We start from the raw sequence: 18,385 nt of genomic DNA on the forward strand, positions 1-18,385 counted from the left end.
TCGGCGGCCAGCTCCACCGCGACCACGGCGGCGGCGGTCGGCCGGCGGGCCGGCGGCACCCGTTTGGCGCGGTGCACCTCGTCGACCGGCACCCGCAGGCGGCCCTGCGCGGTGGCCAGAGTGATGTGCGTCTCGCTCAGCTCGACCAGCTCGCCGAGGGCGTCGGAGAAGAGCGGCCGGCCTTCGCGAATCCCCACAATGCGGCGGACCACGATCCGGTGTCCCACGTCCTGCTGCCGGAGCACGATGCACCCCCTCCCCGGCGAGATACTAGGCTCTTACCGTCGCGGGTGATCGTGACGAGTCTTGCGGAGGAGAGACCGGTGACCTACATCATCGCCGAGCCGTGCGTGGATGTGCTCGACAAGGCATGCATCGAGGAGTGCCCGGTCGACTGCATTTACGAGGGCAATCGGATGCTCTACATCCACCCCGACGAGTGCGTCGACTGTGGTGCCTGTGAGCCGGTCTGCCCGGTGGAAGCCATCTTCTACGAGGACGACGTCCCGGAGCAGTGGAAGGACTACACCGGGGCGAACTACGAGTTCTTCGAGGACCTGGGCTCGCCCGGTGGCGCCTCCAAGATCGGCAAGGTGGAGAAGGACGCCTCGTTCGTGGCGGCCCAGCCGCCGCGCGAAGAGGGCCACTGAACCGGCCCGCGCCGGTCTCGTCGCGGCTGCCCGACTTCACCTGGGACACGCTGGACGCCGCGGCCGCGAAGGCCGCGGCGCACCCGGACGGTCTGATCAACCTCTCGATGGGTACGCCGGTCGACCCGGTGCCCCCGGTGATCCGCCAGGCGCTGGCCGACGCGTCGAACGCCCCCGGCTACCCGCTGACCGCGGGTACCCCCGCGCTGCGGGAGGCCATCGCGGAGTGGGTCGCCCGGGCCTGCGGCGCCGGCGTGAACGGCCTCGGCGTACTGCCGACCATCGGCTCCAAGGAGCTGGTGGCCTGGCTGCCCACGCTGCTCGGCATCGGCCCCGGTGACATCGTCGTGGTGCCGTCCATCGCCTACCCGACGTACGAGGACGGGGCGCGGCTGGCCGGCGCCACCACCGTACGCACCGACTCGCTGACCGCGGTCGGCCCCACCTCCCGGGTACGCCTGGTCTGGGTCAACTCGCCCGGCAACCCGACCGGCCGGGTGCTGCCCGCCACCCACCTGCGCAAGGTGGTCGACTGGGCCCGCGAGCGGGGTGCGGTGGTCGCCAGCGACGAGTGCTACCTGCCGCTGGGCTGGGACGCGGAGCCCGTCTCGGTGCTCTCGCCCGAGGTGTGCGGCGGCTCGTACGACTCGGTGCTGGCCGTGCACTCGCTCTCCAAGCGCTCCAACCTGGCCGGCTACCGGGCCGGGTTCGTGGCCGGTGACCCGGCCCTGGTGGCCGAGCTGCTCAAGATCCGTAAGCACGCGGGCATGATCGTGCCCGCTCCGGTGCAGGCCGCGATGGTGGCCGCCCTGGACGACCAGGCGCACGCCGACGCGCAGCGGGAGCGGTACCGGGCCCGCCGGGAGCGGCTCCGGGCGGCGTTCGCCGCGGCCGGCTTCACCATCGAGCACTCCGAGGCCGGGCTCTACCTGTGGATGACCCGGGACGAGGACTGCTGGGAGACCGTCGACTGGCTGGCCCGGCGCGGCATCCTGGTGGCCGCCGGGGTCTTCTACGGCCCTGCCGGCTCCCGCCACGTCCGGGTGGCGCTGACCGAGTCCGACGAGCACATCTCGGCGGTCGCCGCGCGCCTCGCGGAGCAGTGACCGGCGATCGGCCGGCCCCACCGGGGGCCGGCCGACCGGTCGTCAGTCGTTGATCCGCTGGAACACCCGGAGCAGGGTGTCCCGGCTGTGCTTCTCCAGCAGCTCGCTGGCCATCAACTCCTGCACCTGCACCACGCGGCCGTCGTGCAGGGTCAGCTCGGCCTTCAGCGGTACCCGCTTCGTCACCGTCACCGAGCGGATCTCCTCGTACGGCAGGTACGGGTGGCGGGTGGCCAGCTCGCCGACCGGCGCCGCGCCGAGCAGCGCCTTGAGCCGGTTCTCGCCCTCGCTGGACTTGCCCGGGTCGGGGATCAGGATCAGCCCGTTGTCCAGCACGAGCACGTCGTGCTCCCGGCCGTCGATCTTGATGTTGGCCAGCGCGCCGATCAGGTCCGCGTTACGCGCGGAGGCCCGGCGCTGCACCACCGTGGCGCGGGTGGCGTCCACGCCCAGCTCGGCCAGGCGGACCAGCGCCTCGTCCAGGGTCTCGGGGGAGACCGCAAGCTTGGCGATCTCGGCCAGGTCCCACGGCTCGCCGGACCGGCCGACCAGCCGCGCCGGGCCGGACCAGGAGAGCTGCCAGCGGGCCCGCCCCGAGCGGACCGCGGCGTTGTCGAGCAGCGTCTCCATCGGCCCGGCGAAGGCGACCGCCGCCTCCTTCCGGGTGGCGCCACTGAAGAACTGCTCCGCGAACTCGCCCAGCCGCCCGTTGCGGACCAGCTCCAGCACCGTCGGCAGGCCCGGCTCCGGCGCCCCGGTGAACCGGCCGGCCGCCCGGTAGATCCGGTCCGCCTGCTGCTGCACCGAGGTGGCCACCCACTCGGCGGTGAACTCGGCCCACGGCACGATCCGCCGGGAGCCGTGGTTGACCACGATGCCCTGCAACTGCCGGCCCGCGCCAGCGACGTCGGCGAGCATGATCCAGGCCGGCCGGTCGTCCGGCGCCACCTGCACGGCCGGGAGCTGACCCATGGCGGCGACCCGGACGTGCACCGGCGGGTGGGTGTCCCAGCGGGACGGCGGCCGGTCCGGGGCGTTCTCCCGGAGCTCGTCGATCTCGTCCCGCCGGGCGTGCAGCAGCTGGGCGAAGCCGCCGAAGAGGTCGTCCGGCGCCAGGTCGGCGGACCAGCCGGGCTCGACGTAGCGGCCCATGTAGAACGACCAGGCGGCGTCGAGGGCGGGCAGCATGCGCAGCGCCGAGGTCGCGGCGTCGTGGCCGGCGAGCTGCACCGACGCCCGGTCCGCCTCCAGCTCCTGTCGGCGGGAGGCGGCGTTGTCGACCATCAGGTAGAGCTTGGAGTACGCCTTGAAGACCCACCCGATGGGGTTGTGCGGGCTGATCTGATCGACGGTCTCCTCGATGGCCAGGCGGCCCCGGTAGGCGACCCCGCCCAGCCGGGTGTGGCTGCCCGAGTAGTGGCCCAGCTCGTGCGCGAGCACCGAGCGGAGCTGGTCGACCCGCATGCCCTGCAGCAGCGGCAGCCCGATGTAGAGGGTGCGCCGGCCGCCGATCAGGCCGAGCAGCCGGCTCTGTTCGCCGACCGCCGCGTTCACCTCCGGCACCAGCCGGATCTCGTCCGGCGCCCGGGTGCCGACCGCGGCCGCCAGCTCGCGGACGATGGCCCAGAGCTGCGGCGCCTCCCGCTCGCCGAGGATCAGGCCGGACGCCGGCTCGTTCCTGGTACGGATCGCGCGCCAGAGCCCGACGGCCACCGCGCCGAGCGCGACGACCAGCGGCAGCAGCAGCTTGCCGGTGACCACGCCGCTGGTGTGCTGGAACAGCCAGACGCCGAGCGCGACGACGGCGGCGAGTTGGAGCAGTGCGACGACGTAGAAGCCGATCAACATGACCACCGAGGCGAGCGCCCGGTACGTCGCGGACATGATTGGTCCCTTTCCCCCGTGCGAAGAGCCCGCGTCCGATCGCGGGCGCGCGGGGCACCGTACGACGTGGATCCCCTGCGGACAACCCCCTTCCGTCCCCGTGGGGCCGCCCCTACGATCTTGACGACGTTCACGGGGAGAGGAACCGAAGCGACATGTGGCCGTTCCGGCGGAAGGCGAAGCAGAGCGGGCCGGTGCTGCCGGTGGACCCGGCGATGGGCGACCCGACCGCCCACGCGCTGCACGAGGCGCTGTCCCGGCGGGACTGGCGTACCGCCCGGGACGTTCTGCTCACCATCACCGACCCGGACCACCACGCCCTCTGCCTGAACGCGGCGGCCCGGGTGCAGGGCGTGCAGGAGTGGATCGGTGAGTGGGTCGAGGCCGAGCCCCGGTCCACCCTGCCCCTGCTGGTCCGGGGGACGCACGGGGTGCACTGGGCGTGGGAGGCCCGGGGCGGCGCTTGGGCCGCGCGGACCAGCCAGGAGCAGTTCCGCGAGTTCCGCCGCCGGTTGACGTTCGCGGAGAACTGCCTGGACGAGGTCGCCGAGCGGGACCCGGAGGACACCACCGCCCGGGCCTTCCTGGTCGCCTCGGCTCGGGGTCGGCAGGTGGACCGGGACGAGGCAGCCCGGCGCTTCGCCGACGTGGTCGCCCGGCATCCCTGGCACCGGTACGCCCACGTGCAGATGCTCCAGTACCGCTGCGCGAAGTGGTTCGGCAGCCACGAGGAGATGTTCGACCTCGCCCGTACCACGGCCGCCGAGGCGTCGCCGGCCAGCGGTTTGGCGCACCTCGTCTCGATGGCGCACCTGGAGATGTGGCTCAAGCTGCCGTACGGCGAGGACGACCAGTACCTGCAGCAGGCCGAGGTGCTCGCCGAGCTGCGCTCGGCGGCGGACCGTTCGGTGCGCCACCCCGAGCACGGGCGGTACCCGGGCTGGCCGGCGCCGCACAACAACTTCGCGATGTGCTTCGCGCTGGGCGGTGACCACGCCGCGGCGGCGGAGCAGTTCCGGGCGATCGGGGACCTGGTGACCGAGCTGCCCTGGTCGTACCTCGACGGCCGCGACCCGGGTGCCCCGTTCACCCAGTGGCGGGAGAAGGTGACCGGCGGCCAGGGGTGATCCGGCCCGGCGATATCCTCGGCCGGACCGAGGCGGGGCCGGTCGGCCCCGTACGAACTTCAGTCGCCGAGGTGGGCCGATGGTGGGCAGGGCCGACGCGCGGGTGCGGGTTGCGGTGGTCGGCACCGGCCTGATCGGCGGCTCGGTGCTGTTGCGGCTCCGCGACACCGGGCTCGACGTGGCCGGCTGGGACCCGGATCCGGCGACCCGCCGGCGGGCCCGCGAGCAGGGCATCCTCTGTCCGGACGTGCTCGAGGAGGCGGTCGCCGGACGGGACGTGGTGTTCCTCTGCGGTCCGTTGCCGACCCTCTCGGAGACCCTGACCCGGGTCGCCGCCGCGACCGAGGAGCGTTGCGTCCTCACCGACGTGGGCAGCACCAAGGCGCAGGTCGCCGCGGCCGCCACCGCGCAGGGGCTCGGGCGCCGGTTCGTCCCCGGGCACCCGATGGCGGGCGCCGACCGGGCGGGCCTCGCCTCCGCCGAACCGGCGCTGCTCGACGGCGCAGCCTGGGTGCTCTGCCCAGGTCCGAACGGGATGGCCGCGTTCCGGCAGCTCGCCGCGCTGGTCATCGACGTCTTCCGGGCCCGGGTGGTGCCCATGTCCGCCCCCGAACACGACGCGGTGGCGGCGCTCAGCTCGCACGTGCCGCACCTGCTGGCCGGTGCGCTGGCCGGCGCGGCGCAGCGCTCGGCGCTGCGCGACGCCGTGCTGGCCCTCGCCGCCGGCAGCTTTTCCGACGGCACCCGCGTGGCCGGCGGCCCGCCCCGGCGGACGGCGAACATGCTGCTCGGCAACCGGGACCGGGTGCTGACCGAGCTGGCGGGGGTCCGCGCCGTCCTGGACGAGCTGGCCGAGGCGCTGCGGGCCGGTGACGCCGCGGCGCTCACCTCCCTGCTCGACGAGGGACGGTCGGCCCGCGCCGCGCTCGGCGAGCGCGCGTTCACCACCCACCAACGGGAGTTCCCGGCCGCCGCCGATCACGCCGGGGAGCTGGCGTACCTGCGGGAGCTGGGGGCGTCCGGCGGCCACCTGACGAGCTGCCGCGTCCAGGGCGGGGCGGTGACCTACACGGGGCACCTTCCGGTCCCCGCCCGACTAGGGTGAGGGGCATGGCGGACGCACCGGTCGTGGCGGTACGCGGCGAGGCGTACCGGGAGGTCGCCCCAGAGCTGGCCCGGTTCACGGTGACGGCGACCGCCCGGGACCGGGACCGGGAGAGCGCCCTGACCCGGCTGGCCGAGCGGGCCGCCGCCGTGCGGGTGCTGCTCGACTCGGCGGAGCCGGCCATCGAGCGCCGGGAGACCGGTGAGCTGCGGGTCTGGCCGGAGACCCGACGGTCGGGGGAGCGGGTGGTCGCCTACCACGGCAGCGTCTCCACCACGGTCACCGTCACCGACTTCACCGCCCTCGGCGAGCTGATGCTGCGGCTCGCCGAGCAGGACCAGGTCGAGGTCTCCGGCCCGTGGTGGTCGGTGCGGCGGGACAGCCCGGCGTACCGGGAGGCGCGGCACGCCGCGATCGCCGACGCGCTGACCCGCGCCCGGGAGTACGCGGAGGCGCTCGGCGCCCGGGTCACCGCCCTGGTGGAGCTCTCCGACGCCAGGATGGCCGCCGAGCCGTTGCTGGCCCGGGCGGGCGGTGGGGTCGGCGGCCTGGCCGGTGGCGCCGCACCCGAGCTGGAGCTGGACCCGCGCCCACAGCCGGTTGAGGCGGCGGTGGAGGCGCGGTTCACCATCAGCGAGCCGGTCCTGGGCTGATGCCACCGGCGCAGGTCCTCCCTTTCGACGAGCTGGCGGCGCGGGCCCGCGCCCTCGCCGACTCCGGCCCACGGCAGCTGCTCGGCATCGCCGGTGCGCCGGGTGCCGGGAAGTCCACGCTGGCCGAGCGGATCGTGGCCGCGGTCGGCCCGCTGGCCCGGCTGGTGCCGATGGACGGCTTCCACCTGGCCCAGTCCGCACTGGTCCGGTTGGGCCGGGAGGGGCGCAAGGGCGCCCCGGACACGTTCGACGCCAACGGCTTCGTCTCGACGTTGCGCCGGCTGCGCCGGCTGGAGCCGACGTCGGTCTGGGCGCCGGCGTTCCGCCGCGACCTGGAGGAGCCGATCGCCGGATCGATCGAGGTGCCGCCCGAGGTCCGGCTGGTGGTGACCGAGGGGAACTACCTCCTGCTGCGCGAGGATCCGTGGGAGGAGGTGCGCACCCTGCTGCACCAGGTCTGGTTCCTCGACCTGGACGCCGAGCTGCGGATACGCCGGCTCACCGCCCGCCACGAGGCGTACGGGAAGGCACCGGAGGCGGCCCGGGCCTGGGCGCTGGGCAGCGACGAGGCCAACACCACGCTGGTCGCCGGCACCGCCATCCACGCCGACCTGGTGGTACGTCTAGCTGACCGCCCGCCGGGGTGACGGGACGCTCGGCCGGAGCAGCCGGGCCACCCGGGCCCGTTCCCGCACGAACTCGGGGGCGTCGGGGTAGGCGCTGTGGTTGTGGATCGGCGGGTCGGCGACCTCCCCGCCGCTGGGGTGCAGCGCCTCCGGGTCGCGGACCAGCACCTCACCTTCCCCGGCCGGAACCGACCAGCCGAGCGGATCGGTGTCCCGCCAGAAGTTGGTCCACTGGGTGTCGGCGGCGGGGCCGCTCAGCGCCCGGGCGAGCGTCGGCAGCCGGTTCGGCCCGAAGTACGCCGGGAAGACCCGACCGTAGAGCCGGGTGAGCTGGCAGCCGTACGAGAAGAACCAGATCCGTTGGCGCCACCGCTCTGGTAGCTGGAGGATCACCGCCGCGCAGATCACCGTGCCCTGGCTGTGTCCGGAGAGGATGATGCCCTCCACCCGCCGGGGGTCGTGTTCGGCGAGGGCGAGCAGCCCGGCGGTGCGGGTCTGCAGCTCGGGCACGGCCCGTTCGGCGTAGCTGGGCGGGGCGAGCGGGTGCGCGGCCCGGGGCCAGAAGGTGCCGACGTCCCAGAGCACTCCGACGGTGCGCCGGACGGTCTCGTTGCGGTAGACGAGCAGGCCGACGGCGGCGATCGCCACCGGGAGCCAGCCGAGCAGCCAGTCGCCCGCATCCGCGACCAGCTTCACCGGGCCCCACCATCCGGTGGCCGACGGCGGATGCGGACGGACGTGGGAGAGGGCGACCGCGCAGCCGAGGGCGGCGAGCACCGCGGCCGCCCCGGCGTACCAGCCGGTGAGCCGGATGGCATGCTCGCCGACCAGCCGGTGCAGCGCCCGGAAGACGCTGACGTCGCGGCACCGGCGCAGGTCGTGCGCGGAGAGGCTGCTGCCGTCGGCGGTCAGCTCGGCGTACTCCTCCCGGCGCAGCTGGCCGAAGAGCAGGCCGGCGTGGGCGGCGATGGGGATCAGCGCGAGCAGCGCGACGGCGAAGGCGAGCCCGGCCCACATCACCGGCACCGGCGGGAGCACCGCCGGGTTCGGCGCGGCACCGTCGTTGAGCCGGTCGATGACCCAGTAGAACAGCCCGGAGCAGTAGGCGATGGCCAGCAGCCAGCCGAAGCCGGCGATGAGCGCCGGGGCGCGGCCGTTCCAGGCCAGGTCGGTGTGGTCGTCGGGGGGTCCGGCCTCCACCGCCGGCCCGGTGCGGGGCAGCAGCAGACCGGCCCCGGCCACCGCGGCGACCGGGACGGCGAGCATCCAGACCTTGAGCCCGCCGGGGGCCGACGGCATGCCGGGCAGCCGGCCGGAGATCCAGGCCACCCCGCCGGCCAGGAGCATCCCGGCGCCGAGGGGCGCGGCGAGGGCGTGCCGACCGGAGCGGGCGACCGCGCCGATGGCGACGAGCAGGAGCACCTGGCTGGTGCCGAACCAGGCAATGACCCAGTCGTACCCGGGCAGTGAGCGGTCCGCGCCGCAGCCGGGGATGGCGGGGTGGCGGCCGCAGCCGGGCGGTGGGCGGAGCTGCACGAGCGGGGTGCCGGCCGGTCCGTCGGGCAGCAGCAGGAGCAGGATCGTCCCGGCCAGTCCGGCGCCGGTGAGCACGACGACGGCGAAACTCCACGGCCCGAGCGGCGTGTCGCCGGCCCGCCGGGTGAGCCAGGGCCGGCCCAGGGCCACCACGGCGATCGCCACGGGGGCGGCGAGCAGGGTCACGGTCAGCCAGGCGAGGGCGGCCCGCAGTCCCTGCGGTGGGTCCACCGCGAGCACCGCGCCGAGCGCCACCCCGGCGGCGGTGACCGCCCCGGTGCAGAGGTGCAGGACGGCGGCCCGGCGCAGCTGACCCTCGCCGCACCAGAAGGTGGGGTCCTGGAGCGGGTTGGTGAGGATCTCGGTGGGCGGCGGGCAGCAGGTCTGCTCGTCCGGCGGGTCGTCGAGGCCGGGCGTGGGGTCGGTTGCCGGCCCGCCGGGCTCGGCCGGCATCTCCGCCTCGTACTGGTAGGTGCGCCAGGCGAGCAGGCCGAGCCCGGCCAGCAGGCCGAGGGGTACGAGCAGCCCGACGGCGAGCGCGTGGCCGGCCTCGTGCCACCAGCCGTGGCCGAGGAACTCCCATGGGCCGGGGATCCGCCCCAGGCAGTCGTCGTCCACGCACTGCCACCCGATCAGGTCGACGCCGATGCCGGTGGCGGCGAGGACCAGCGTCCCGGTCAGGCTGAGGCAGAACAGCCGGATCAGCCAGGCGGTGATTCCGGACCGGCTGCCCCAGCGCTCCCGGTCGGGGTCGGGCGGGATGCCGGGACGGGCGTGCAGGGCGACGTTGGCCAGGGTGAACGGCAGGAGCAGCGTCCAGAGGGCGCGTTCGACGTCCCGGGCGGTCCGCGCGCCCGAGGTCAGCTGTCCCCAGCTGTACGCCTCGACGACGATCGGGTCGTCCGGTTCGGGGTCGGTGGGGCGGTAGAAGCCGGTCACCTCGTCGCCGGCGACCAGCCACGGCTCGGGGTCGTCGTCCCCGGGTTCGGGTGTCAGGCCGAGGGTCTGGGCCGGGGGGGTGTTGGACACCCCGTGCACGCGAAGTTCGAGGACCCGGCCGGCCATTTGGTGCCTCCCAGTTACGGAGTCACTACTAAGAGTGCTCCTGAAGGCATCGATATTGCTACTCGCCGATGGAGTTGTCCACCCTGTTCAGGCGAGTTCCCGTACCACCCGCGCCGGGTTGCCGACGGCGACCACGTTCGCCGGCAGGTCCCTGGTCACCACCGCGCCGGCACCGACCACGGTGTTGTCGCCGATCGTCACCCCGGCCAGCACGATCACCCCGCCGCCGAGCCAGACGTTGTCCCCGATGGTGATCGGCTTCGCCGCCTCCCACTTGGCCCGCCGGGGCTCCGCCTCGACGGGGTGGGTGGCGGCGAGGAGCTGGACGTTCGGTCCGATCTGGACGTCCGCGCCGATGGTGATCCGGGCGACGTCCAGGAAGACCGCGTTGACGTTGACGAAGCAGCGCGGGCCCAGGTGGGTCTGCCAGCCGTAGTCGCAATGGAACGGCGGCCGGACCCAGGTGTCCTCGCCGACCGAGCCGAGCAGCTCCCGCAGCGCGGCGAGCCGCCCCTCCGGATCGTCGGCCGCGCTGCGGTTGAAGCGCTCGGTCAGCCGGGCGGCCCGGTCCAGGTCGGCGACGATCTCCGGGTCGTCGGCGATGTACGGCTCGCCGGCGAGCATCCGGTCCCGCATCGCGCCCATCGTGCGCGCCGGCGTCAGTCGTTGGCGTGCAGGGCGGCGTTCAGCTCGATGCCCCGGCCGGTACGCGTCTTCGCCTCCAGCGCACCGGTGACCGAGTTGCGCCAGAACAGCAGGCCGTCCACGCCGGAGAGCTCGCGGGCCTTGACCACCCGGCCGTCCGGCAGGGTGATCTTCGAGGCGGCGGTGACGTAGCAGCCCGCCTCGACCACGCAGTCGTCGCCGAGCGAGATGCCCACGCCGGCGTTCGCGCCGATCAGGCTCCGCTCGCCGATGCTGACCTTCTCGGTGCCGCCGCCGGAAAGGGTGCCCATGATCGAGGCGCCGCCGCCGATGTCGGAGCCGTCGCCGACCAGCACGCCCTGCACGATCCGCCCCTCGACCATCGACGTGCCCAGCGTGCCGGCGTTGAAGTTCACGAAGCCCTCGTGCATGACGGTGGTGCCGGCAGCCAGGTGCGCCCCGAGCCGCACCCGGTCCGCGTCGGCGATCCGCACGCCGGACGGGACCACGTAGTCGGTCATCCGGGGGAACTTGTCCACCCCGTAGACGGCCAGGTGGCGGCCGGCGGCCCGCTCGATCACCCGCAGCTCGTCCACCCGCTCCGGCGGGCACGGCCCGGCCGAGGTCCAGGCGACGTTGGCCAGCTTGCCGAAGATCCCGTCGAGGTTGAGCTCGTTGGGCCGCACCAGGCGGTGGGAGAGCAGGTGCAACCGGAGGTACGCGTCGGACGCGTCCTTGATCGGGTCGTCCAGCGAGCCGATCACGGTGGTCACCTCGACCGTCCGCAGACCCGGCAGCGCCCGCTCGCCGATCGCGCCCGGCGGCAGGTCGAGCACGTCGGCCTGCTCCTCGCCGGGGACCAGCGGCAGCTCGCCGAGTCCCAGCTTGCCGGTCGGGTACCAGGTGTCCAGCACCTGATCGTCAGCGGTAACGGTGGCCAGGCCGATGCCCCAGGCAGACTGTGCGGTCGTCACGATTGTGACGGTACCGTGCCAACCATGGAGAACCCGCTGACCCCCGAGGTCTTGGCTGATCCGGTGGCGCTGACCCGTGCCCTGGTCGACATAGAGTCCGTCTCCCTCAACGAGAAGGCGATCGCCGACTGCGTGGAGCAGGTGCTGCGGCGCGTGCCGCACCTGACCACGTTCCGGCACGGCAACACGGTGATGGCGCGTACCGACCTGGGGCGGGAGCAGCGGGTGGTGCTCGCCGGCCACCTGGACACGGTCCCGCTGAACAACAACTTCCCGTCGACCATGCGCGGCGACCTGATGTATGGCTGCGGCACCTCCGACATGAAGTCCGGGGTGGCGTTCGCGCTGCACCTCGCGGTGACCCTGCCCGACCCGCGCTACGACGTGACGTACTTCTTCTACGAGGCCGAGGAGATCGAGTCGAAGTACAACGGGCTCACCCTGGTCGCCGCAGCGCACCCGGAGTGGCTGGAGGCGGACTTCGCGGTGCTGCTCGAGCCGACGTACGGGATCGTCGAGGCCGGCTGCCAGGGCACCATGCGGGCGGTCGTCACCACCCATGGCGAGCGGGCCCACGCGGCGCGGTCCTGGCACGGGGTGAACGCCATCCACGGCGCCGGCGAGGTGCTGCGCCGCCTGACGGCGTACGAGGCGCGGCGGGTCACCATCGACGGTTGCGACTACCGCGAGGGGCTGAACGCGGTCCGGATCACCGGCGGGGTGGCCGGCAACGTCATCCCCGACCGCTGCGACATCGAGATCAACTACCGGTACGCCCCGGACCGCGACCCGGCGGCGGCGGAGGCGCACCTGCGGGAGGTCTTCGCCGGCTTCGACCTCGAGGTGACCGATGCGGCGGCCGGCGCCCCGCCCGGGCTGGACGCGCCCCCGGCGCAGGAGTTCCTGGCCGCGGTCGGCGCCGCGCCGATCGGCAAGCTGGGCTGGACGGACGTGGCCCGGTTCGCGGCGATGGGCATCCCGGCGCTGAACTTCGGCCCGGGCGACCCCAACCTGGCCCACCACAAGGACGAGCACGTGGAGCTCACCAAGATCCGGGACGGAGCGGCGACGCTGCACCGCTGGCTGGCGTCCGCCTGATCGGCCCGAATGCGGTCAGGAGGTCTGCGTCGGTGGACGCAGACCTCCTGACAGGTCACCCGGTGGCCCGGTCAGCCGGTCGTCGCGAGGGACGCCTCCGTCTCGGTGGGCTCGCCGGTGAGGTCGGTGGTGTGGGCCTCCAGCTGGCGGGCGCGGCGGCGCTCCGCCACCACGTCGCGGATCCGTCGCTGCATCTGCCGGCGGATCCGGACCCTCTCGTTGTTGCTGATCACGCTTGCTCCTCCCCCGAAGGCGCGCGCCGGGGCATACCCCGTAGGTGAATAGTAAGACGTACGGGCGACGGAATTAGTTGCCCAAGATCGCGAACAAAATTCGCCGGCTCGCCCGGCCGCACACCCCGTGGCCCCGGCTCCACTACGGTGGCTCCCATGAGCGAGAGCCACGGGCGCCAGCAGCCCGGCCGCGACCCGGGACGGGAGCGGCACCGGGGCGCTGTCACGCTCCGCCGCGGCGCCATCCCCACCAGCACCGCCGACCAGCGGTTGCTGGATTCGCGCGGGCGCGGCGACTGGAAGACCAAGGACGCCTGGCGGGCGCTGCGGATCCTGTCGGAGTTCGTCGAGGGCTTCGACACCCTGGCCGACCTGCCGCCCGCGGTCAGCGTCTTCGGTTCGGCCCGCAGCAAGCCGGACAGCCCGGAGTGCCGAATGGCCGAGCAGTTGGGCGCCGCCCTGGCCCGGGCCGGGTACGCGGTGATCACCGGCGGCGGCCCGGGCGTGATGGAGGCGGCCAACCGGGGCGCCAGCGAGGCGGGCGGGCTCTCCGTCGGGCTCGGCATCGAGCTGCCGTTCGAGCAGGGCCTCAACGACTGGGTTGACCTGGCCATCGACTTCCGGTACTTCTTCGCCCGCAAGACGATGTTCGTCAAGTACGCCCAGGCGTTCGTGGTGCTGCCCGGCGGCTTCGGCACCATGGACGAGCTGTTCGAGGCGCTCACCCTGGTGCAGACCGGCAAGGTCACCCGCTTTCCGGTGGTGCTGATGGGCGTCGACTACTGGGGCGGCCTGATCGACTGGCTGCGGGACACCATGGCCGCCGAGGGGAAGATCGGCCCGGTGGACCTGGAGCTGATCTGCCTCACCGACGACGTCAACGACGCGGTCCGGCACATCGTGGAGGCCGAGGCGGTGCTCTCCGCCGAGCAGGAGGCGATCCGCGAGGAGGCGGTGGCGCGTACCGAGGCGGATCAGCGGGCCGCCGCCGACGAGGGCGGAAAGGGCTGACCGTGGCGGCGATCTGCGTGTTCTGCGCGTCCTCCCGTACCCTCGACCAACGCTGGCTGGACCTGGCGGCGGAGACCGGGGCGGAGCTCGCCCGGCGGGGTCACACACTGGTCAGCGGCGGTGGTTGCGTCGGGATGATGGGCGCGGTGGCGGACGGCGCTCGATCCGCCGGCGGACCCACCCTCGGCGTGATCCCGCAGGCCCTGGTCGACCTGGAGGTCGCCGACCTGGCCTCCGACGAGCTGCTGGTCACCGACGGGATGGCCAGCCGCAAGACGTTGATGATCGAGAAGTCGGACGCCTTCCTCACCCTGCCGGGCGGGCTCGGCACCCTGGACGAGCTCTTCGAGGTGTGGACCACCGCCACGCTCGCCATACACGCCAAGCCGATGGTGCTGGTCGATGCCGAAGGCTTCTACCGTCCGCTGGTCGACTGGCTGCACAGCCTCGCCGACCGGCACTTCCTCAAGCCCGCCGGCCTCGACCTGCTCACCGTCGTCGACTCCGTCCCCGCCGCCCTCGACGCCCTCGAATCCCGCCTCACCTGACCCCGTCGCCGCCGCCCGTTGATCATGAAGTTATGACCGTCGATGTCGGCGTGTCGTGGCGACAACTTCATGATCACGCGGGGTCAGGCGGGAGAGGTCGGGGAGAGTTCGGCGACGATCTCGTCGTCCTCCATGGCGCCGGTGGGCACGAAGCCGATCGAGGTGTAGAGGGCGGCGGCGGCGGTGTTGTCCGGGTGGTACGACAGCCGCACCACACTGCCGCCGTCCTGCGACGCCAACCAGTCGGCGAGCGTACGGACGGCGGCCCGCCCGACGCCCCGGTCCTGCTCGGCGGCGTCGACCATCATGCCGCCGATCCACCGGGAGCCGTCCACGTCCACGCCCCACATGATGTGCCCGACCACCGTCTCGTCGGCGACCACGGCGAGCGAGGTCCAGACCTTGGAGCGCGTGCTCAGCACCAGGTAGCGGGCCGCCAGGGCGGGCACCCAGCGGCGCTGGTCGTCGCGGGGCGCGACATCCGCCACGGCCCGCCAGTTGTCGTCGTTCACGGGGCGGAGCGTGACGTGACGACCGGCCCGGTCGCTGAGCCCAGAATCGATCACCAAGCGAGCCTAGGCTGCCGCCCGCGGCCGGGCGACCCGTTTCGGTCGGGATCGTCCCGCCCGGCTCCCCGGCCGCGCCGGCGAGGAGATCGCTCGGTGGCACGGGTCGGTCAGCCGGTGGTGGCTCCCGCCTTCGCGTCCAGGAAGGGGCGCGGGTCGCCGGCACCGAGGTCGGTGATGCCGGCGGTGTGCAGGGCGCCGATGGCGAGGGTACGGCGGACCGCAGCGAAGGTGATCACGTGGCCGATGGTGCCGCCGAGGGTGTGGGTGGTCGGCGGGGCACAGGTGGTGTCGACGAACGTGTCGGCGAGGGTCCCGGCGGCCAGCGTGTGGGCGACGAAGGCCCGGTAGTCGCGCCCGGCGCTCTCGTGCCGGGCCGCCAGTCCGCTGATGGACCGGTCGCTCTCGTCGGGCCAGGCGCCGCCACGCAGCGCCGAGAGCCAGTGCTCCTCCTGCGTGACCATCGCGTTGATCAACGAGCGGAGGGTCGGCCGATCGTCGATGGTCTCGACCGAGACCGTGACGGGCCGGTCGAGGACCTCGTCGTCGAGGGTGGCGGCACGGTCGATGATGGCGGTGAGCGTGTCGACATGGTGGTCGACCAGGTGCTGCAGGACGTTCATCGGAGTCTCCTCGTGCGTCGCCGGCAGCCGCAGCCCGCCGGGCGGTTGGAAGTGGACGCCGCTGGGGCAGGGCAACTCCAGCTCCCGAAAGGTGAGCGGCCTGCGACGCCGGACGCCCGTCGGCGTCACGCCGTAGGCGCGCAGGAAGGCGCGGGTGAACGCCTCGTGCGAGCCGTACCCGGCCTCGACAGCGATGTCGAGGACGGTGCGGTCGCTGGTGGTGAGCCGGTGGGCCGCCCGCTCCAACAGCAGTCGGCGCCGCAGGGCGCCCGGCGGTTCACCGGTCGCGGCCGCGATCAGCCGGTCGAAGTGGAAACGCGACAGATGGGCGCGGGCAGCGAGCTCCGTCGCGCTGGTCTCCGGGTCGTCCAAGCCGACCTGCAGCCAGTCGAGGAGGCCGGTGAGCCCATCCGTGTTGGTCATGGGTACAGCGTGCACCCACGGCCGGGCACCGGGCTTGATCGCCGTTGCGGACCTGCCGCCGTCTCCATGCGGGCGCAGGTGAAAGGGGGCCAGGGCCGCCGATCGCTCAGTCGAGCAGGGCGTCCAGGCCGACGGTCAGGCCGGGACGGTTGCGCACCGCGCGCACGGCCAGCAGCACGCCGGGCATGAAGGAGGCCCGGTCGTACGAGTCGTGCCGGATCGTCAGCGTCTCCCCGGTGGTGCCGAAGAGCACCTCCTGGTGGGCGACCAACCCGGTGGCCCGGACCGCGTGGACCCGCACCCCGTCGATCTCGGCGCCGCGCGCACCCGGCACCTCGTCCTTGGTGGCGTCCGGCGACGGGCCCAGCCCGGCCGCGACGCGGGCCTCCGCAATCAGCCGCGCGGTGTGGGTCGCCGTGCCGCTGGGCGCGTCCAGCTTGCGCGGGTGGTGCTGCTCGATGATCTCGACCGACTCGAAGTGCCGGGCCGCCCGGGCGGCGAACTGCATCATCAGCACCGCCCCGATGCCGAAGTTCGGGGCGATCACCACGCCGACGCCGGGCTTCCGCTCCAACCAGCTCCGCACCCGCTCCAGCCGCTGCTCGGTGAAGCCGGTGGTGCCCACCACGGCGTTGATGCCCTGGTCGATGCACCAGTGCAGGTTGTCCATGACGACATCGGGGGTGGTGAAGTCGACGACCACCTCGGCCCCGGCGTCGGAGGCGTTGAACAGCCAGTCGCCCTGGTCGACCATCGCGACGAGGTCCATGTCGGCGGCCGCGTCGACCGCCTTGCACACCTCCGCGCCCATCCGGCCCCGGGCACCCAGCACGCCGACCCGGATGGGCTCGGCCGGGTTCTTCTCCTGCTCGTCAGTCACGGGCCACAACCTATCCCAATCGGGACGAGGTCACGCCGACCGTCCCACAGCGCGTCCCCGCCCGCCCCTTGGAAGCGCACAGTTTCACGGGTCAGGCGGAGAAGTCGTTCTCACCGAAGGGGCCGACGACCGCCAGCGACATCGGGCGGCCGAGCAGGTCGGCGGCCAGCGCGTTGACGTCCTCCAGGGTCACCGCGTCGACCCGGGCGAGCAGCTCGTCCACCGGCATCAGGTCGCCGTAGAGCAGCTCACCCTTGGCCAGCCGGCTCATCCGGGAGCCGGTGTCCTCCAAGCCGAGCACGAAGGAGCCCTTCGACATGCCCTTGCCACGGGCCAGCTCGTCCTCGGTGATCCCGTCGGCGGCCACCCGGGCCAGCTCGGCCCGGGTCAGCTCCAGCACCTCGTCCACCTTGCCCGGGGCGCAGCCGGCGTAGACGGCGAAGAGGCCGCTGTCGGCGTACTGGCTGGCGTAGGAGTAGACCGAGTAGGCCAGGCCGCGCCGCTCGCGGATCTCCTGGAACAGCCGGCTCGACATGCCGCCGCCGAGGACGTTGTTGAGCACCCCGAGGGCGAAGCGCCGCTCGTCGGTTCGGTCGATGCCGGGGCAGCCGAGGATGACGTGCGCCTGCTCGGTCTCCTTCGGCTCGACCAGGGTGGCGGCCGGCTTGGTGCGTACCGCCGGGGTTTCCGGACGGCGCGGTGCCGGCGCGGCCGGCTCGGCGTCCAGCGGGGTGCCGCGCAGCGCCTGGCGGACCAGCTTGACCACGGCGGCGTGGTCGAGGTTGCCGGCGGCGGCGATGACGATCTCCGGCGCGGTGTAGCGACGGCGGTAGAAGCTCTGGATCTGCCGCCGGGTCATCGGGGTGACCGTCTCCTCGGTGCCGGAGATCAGCCGGCCGAGCGGGTGGTCACCGTAGACGGCGCGGGCGAAGAGGTCGTGCACCTCGTCACCCGGCTCGTCGTCGTGCATGGCGATCTCTTCGAGGATGACGGCGCGCTCGGTCTCGACGTCGGCCGCCTCCAGCACCGAGTCGGCGACGAGGTCGCACATCACGTCGATGGCCAGCGGCAGGTCCTCGTCCAGCACCCGGGCGTAGTAGGTGGTGTATTCCTTCGTGGTGAAGGCGTTCGTCTCGCCCCCCACCGCCTCGATCTCCGAGGAGATGTCCAGCGCGGTGCGCTTGCGGGTGCCCTTGAAGAGCAGATGCTCCAGGAAGTGCGCGGCGCCGCCCTGCGGGCCGGTCTCGTCGCGCGAGCCGACCGCCACCCAGATGCCGAACGAGACGCTGCGCATCGCCGGGATCGCCTCGGTGAGCACCCGCAACCCGCTGGGCAGCACGGTACGGCGTACCGTGCCGCCCAGCGGGTCGTCGGTCAGCGTGCGGGTGACCGCCCGGGCCGACCCGCCGGCCCGGCCGGGTTGCGACCCGGTGGCGTGCCGGACGGCGCCGGACGGGCCCACCCCCCGTCGATCCGCAGGAAAAGACGAACGCTGGGCCCGACTCACGGAAACCTGCTCTCAGTTCGACGAGGGGTGGGCCCGTCCGGCGCCGTCCGGCACGCCACCGGGTCGCAACCCGGCCGGGCCGGCGGGTCGGCCCGGGCGGTCACCCGCACGCTGACCGACGACCC

Annotated in this window: 18 protein-coding genes and 1 pseudogene; 9 read left to right on the forward strand and 10 right to left on the reverse strand. The window is 73.5% G+C overall.

From position 1 onward, the window contains the following. Positions 1–245: pseudogene (locus tag DKL51_RS29025) on the reverse strand (GNAT family N-acetyltransferase); the annotation flags it as partial. Between the two features lie 78 nt (positions 246–323). On the opposite strand from DKL51_RS29025, the gene fdxA reads away from it, so the two are divergent. Together fdxA and dapC are read left to right on the forward strand one after the other, a co-directional pair. Beyond that, a complete protein-coding gene (fdxA, locus tag DKL51_RS29030) occupies positions 324–650 on the forward strand; it encodes a ferredoxin (protein ID WP_109942869.1) in 327 nt (108 codons plus the stop codon). Continuing rightward, positions 647–1,756 (forward strand): succinyldiaminopimelate transaminase, encoded by a 1,110-nt coding sequence (gene dapC / locus DKL51_RS29035; protein ID WP_109942870.1) that lies wholly within the window; start codon positions 647–649, stop codon positions 1,754–1,756. The genes fdxA and dapC overlap by 4 nt, the downstream gene beginning before the upstream one ends. A 42-nt stretch (positions 1,757–1,798) precedes the next feature. Here dapC and DKL51_RS29040 read toward each other — a convergent pair whose 3' ends face one another. Then, entirely contained in the window at positions 1,799–3,640 is a 1,842-nt protein-coding gene (locus DKL51_RS29040; RefSeq protein ID WP_109942868.1) for a M48 family metallopeptidase, read from the reverse strand. Between the two features lie 155 nt (positions 3,641–3,795). Here DKL51_RS29040 and DKL51_RS29045 point away from each other — a divergent pair, with 155 nt between their 5' ends. The 4 genes from DKL51_RS29045 (at position 3,796) to DKL51_RS29060 (ending at position 7,172) form a co-directional block, all read left to right on the forward strand. Then, the gene (locus DKL51_RS29045; RefSeq protein WP_109942867.1) at positions 3,796–4,767 is read left to right on the forward strand and encodes a DUF4034 domain-containing protein; all 972 of its coding nucleotides are present in this window, start codon (positions 3,796–3,798) and stop codon (positions 4,765–4,767) included. 79 nt (positions 4,768–4,846) lie between these two features. Then, the gene (locus DKL51_RS29050) at positions 4,847–5,872 is read left to right on the forward strand and encodes a prephenate dehydrogenase (RefSeq protein WP_109942866.1); all 1,026 of its coding nucleotides are present in this window, start codon (positions 4,847–4,849) and stop codon (positions 5,870–5,872) included. A 5-nt stretch (positions 5,873–5,877) separates the two neighbouring features. Then, positions 5,878–6,525, forward strand: a complete 648-nt coding sequence (locus DKL51_RS29055) for an SIMPL domain-containing protein (protein ID WP_109942865.1) — start codon at positions 5,878–5,880, stop codon at positions 6,523–6,525. Beyond that, on the forward strand, positions 6,525–7,172 hold the full coding sequence (locus DKL51_RS29060) for a nucleoside/nucleotide kinase family protein (RefSeq protein ID WP_109942864.1): 648 nt from the start codon (positions 6,525–6,527) through the stop codon (positions 7,170–7,172). Before DKL51_RS29055 ends, DKL51_RS29060 begins: the two co-directional genes overlap by 1 nt. Here DKL51_RS29060 and DKL51_RS29065 read toward each other — a convergent pair. From DKL51_RS29065 to dapD, 3 genes are all read right to left on the reverse strand, one after another. Continuing rightward, the gene (locus DKL51_RS29065; protein ID WP_109942863.1) at positions 7,149–9,752 is read right to left on the reverse strand and encodes a hypothetical protein; all 2,604 of its coding nucleotides are present in this window, start codon (positions 9,750–9,752) and stop codon (positions 7,149–7,151) included. The genes DKL51_RS29060 and DKL51_RS29065 overlap by 24 nt on opposite strands. Before the next feature lie 87 nt (positions 9,753–9,839). Beyond that, positions 9,840–10,397 carry a sugar O-acetyltransferase gene (locus tag DKL51_RS29070; RefSeq protein ID WP_109942862.1) on the reverse strand — a complete coding sequence of 186 codons (558 nt, stop codon included), beginning with the start codon at positions 10,395–10,397 and terminating at the stop codon, positions 9,840–9,842. A 14-nt stretch (positions 10,398–10,411) separates the two neighbouring features. After that, on the reverse strand, positions 10,412–11,371 hold the full coding sequence (dapD, locus tag DKL51_RS29075) for a 2,3,4,5-tetrahydropyridine-2,6-dicarboxylate N-succinyltransferase (RefSeq protein ID WP_109942861.1): 960 nt from the start codon (positions 11,369–11,371) through the stop codon (positions 10,412–10,414). A gap of 24 nt (positions 11,372–11,395) precedes the next feature. Between dapD and dapE the strand changes: the two genes are divergently transcribed. Continuing rightward, positions 11,396–12,469: a succinyl-diaminopimelate desuccinylase gene (gene dapE / locus DKL51_RS29080; RefSeq protein WP_109942860.1), complete on the forward strand. Its 1,074-nt coding sequence runs from the start codon at positions 11,396–11,398 to the stop codon at positions 12,467–12,469. A 71-nt stretch (positions 12,470–12,540) separates the two neighbouring features. On the opposite strand, the gene DKL51_RS35320 is transcribed toward dapE, so the two are convergent. Further along, positions 12,541–12,702: a hypothetical protein gene (locus DKL51_RS35320; protein ID WP_165823021.1), complete on the reverse strand. Its 162-nt coding sequence runs from the start codon at positions 12,700–12,702 to the stop codon at positions 12,541–12,543. Positions 12,703–12,858: 156 nt separating this feature from the next. Between DKL51_RS35320 and DKL51_RS29085 the strand changes: the two genes are divergently transcribed. Together DKL51_RS29085 and DKL51_RS29090 are read left to right on the forward strand one after the other, a co-directional pair. Next, on the forward strand, positions 12,859–13,713 hold the full coding sequence (locus tag DKL51_RS29085) for an LOG family protein (RefSeq protein WP_109942859.1): 855 nt from the start codon (positions 12,859–12,861) through the stop codon (positions 13,711–13,713). Between the two features lie 2 nt (positions 13,714–13,715). Continuing rightward, on the forward strand, positions 13,716–14,261 hold the full coding sequence (locus DKL51_RS29090; protein ID WP_109942858.1) for an LOG family protein: 546 nt from the start codon (positions 13,716–13,718) through the stop codon (positions 14,259–14,261). 83 nt (positions 14,262–14,344) lie between these two features. On the opposite strand, the gene DKL51_RS29095 is transcribed toward DKL51_RS29090, so the two are convergent. The 4 genes from DKL51_RS29095 to DKL51_RS29110 form a co-directional block, all read right to left on the reverse strand. After that, a complete protein-coding gene (locus DKL51_RS29095) occupies positions 14,345–14,827 on the reverse strand; it encodes a GNAT family N-acetyltransferase (protein WP_109946273.1) in 483 nt (160 codons plus the stop codon). 110 nt (positions 14,828–14,937) lie between these two features. After that, a complete protein-coding gene (locus tag DKL51_RS29100; RefSeq protein WP_124812789.1) occupies positions 14,938–15,873 on the reverse strand; it encodes a helix-turn-helix domain-containing protein in 936 nt (311 codons plus the stop codon). Positions 15,874–15,979: 106 nt separating this feature from the next. After that, complete coding sequence (gene dapB, locus DKL51_RS29105; protein WP_109946271.1) at positions 15,980–16,753, reverse strand: 4-hydroxy-tetrahydrodipicolinate reductase; 774 nt, start codon at positions 16,751–16,753, stop codon at positions 15,980–15,982. A gap of 91 nt (positions 16,754–16,844) precedes the next feature. After that, a complete protein-coding gene (locus DKL51_RS29110) occupies positions 16,845–18,260 on the reverse strand; it encodes a M16 family metallopeptidase (RefSeq protein WP_438819680.1) in 1,416 nt (471 codons plus the stop codon). Between the last annotated feature and the right edge of the window lie 125 nt (positions 18,261–18,385).

This window comes from Micromonospora globispora (assembly GCF_003857015.1).
Lineage (GTDB): Bacteria > Actinomycetota > Actinomycetes > Mycobacteriales > Micromonosporaceae > Micromonospora > Micromonospora globispora.

Bases quoted from the DNA above. Each gene is read 5' to 3' on its own strand.
- DKL51_RS29040 (WP_109942868.1), bottom strand. From the start codon at position 3,640: ATGTCCGCGACGTACCGGGCGCTCGCCTCGGTGGTCATGTTGATCGGC.
- DKL51_RS29045 (WP_109942867.1), top strand. From the start codon at position 3,796: ATGTGGCCGTTCCGGCGGAAGGCGAAGCAGAGCGGGCCGGTGCTGCCG.
- DKL51_RS29050 (WP_109942866.1), top strand. From the start codon at position 4,847: ATGGTGGGCAGGGCCGACGCGCGGGTGCGGGTTGCGGTGGTCGGCACC.
- DKL51_RS29055 (WP_109942865.1), top strand. From the start codon at position 5,878: ATGGCGGACGCACCGGTCGTGGCGGTACGCGGCGAGGCGTACCGGGAG.
- DKL51_RS29060 (WP_109942864.1), top strand. From the start codon at position 6,525: ATGCCACCGGCGCAGGTCCTCCCTTTCGACGAGCTGGCGGCGCGGGCC.
- DKL51_RS29065 (WP_109942863.1), bottom strand. From the start codon at position 9,752: ATGGCCGGCCGGGTCCTCGAACTTCGCGTGCACGGGGTGTCCAACACC.
- DKL51_RS29070 (WP_109942862.1), bottom strand. From the start codon at position 10,397: ATGGGCGCGATGCGGGACCGGATGCTCGCCGGCGAGCCGTACATCGCC.
- dapE (WP_109942860.1), top strand. From the start codon at position 11,396: ATGGAGAACCCGCTGACCCCCGAGGTCTTGGCTGATCCGGTGGCGCTG.
- DKL51_RS29085 (WP_109942859.1), top strand. From the start codon at position 12,859: ATGAGCGAGAGCCACGGGCGCCAGCAGCCCGGCCGCGACCCGGGACGG.
- DKL51_RS29100 (WP_124812789.1), bottom strand. From the start codon at position 15,873: ATGACCAACACGGATGGGCTCACCGGCCTCCTCGACTGGCTGCAGGTC.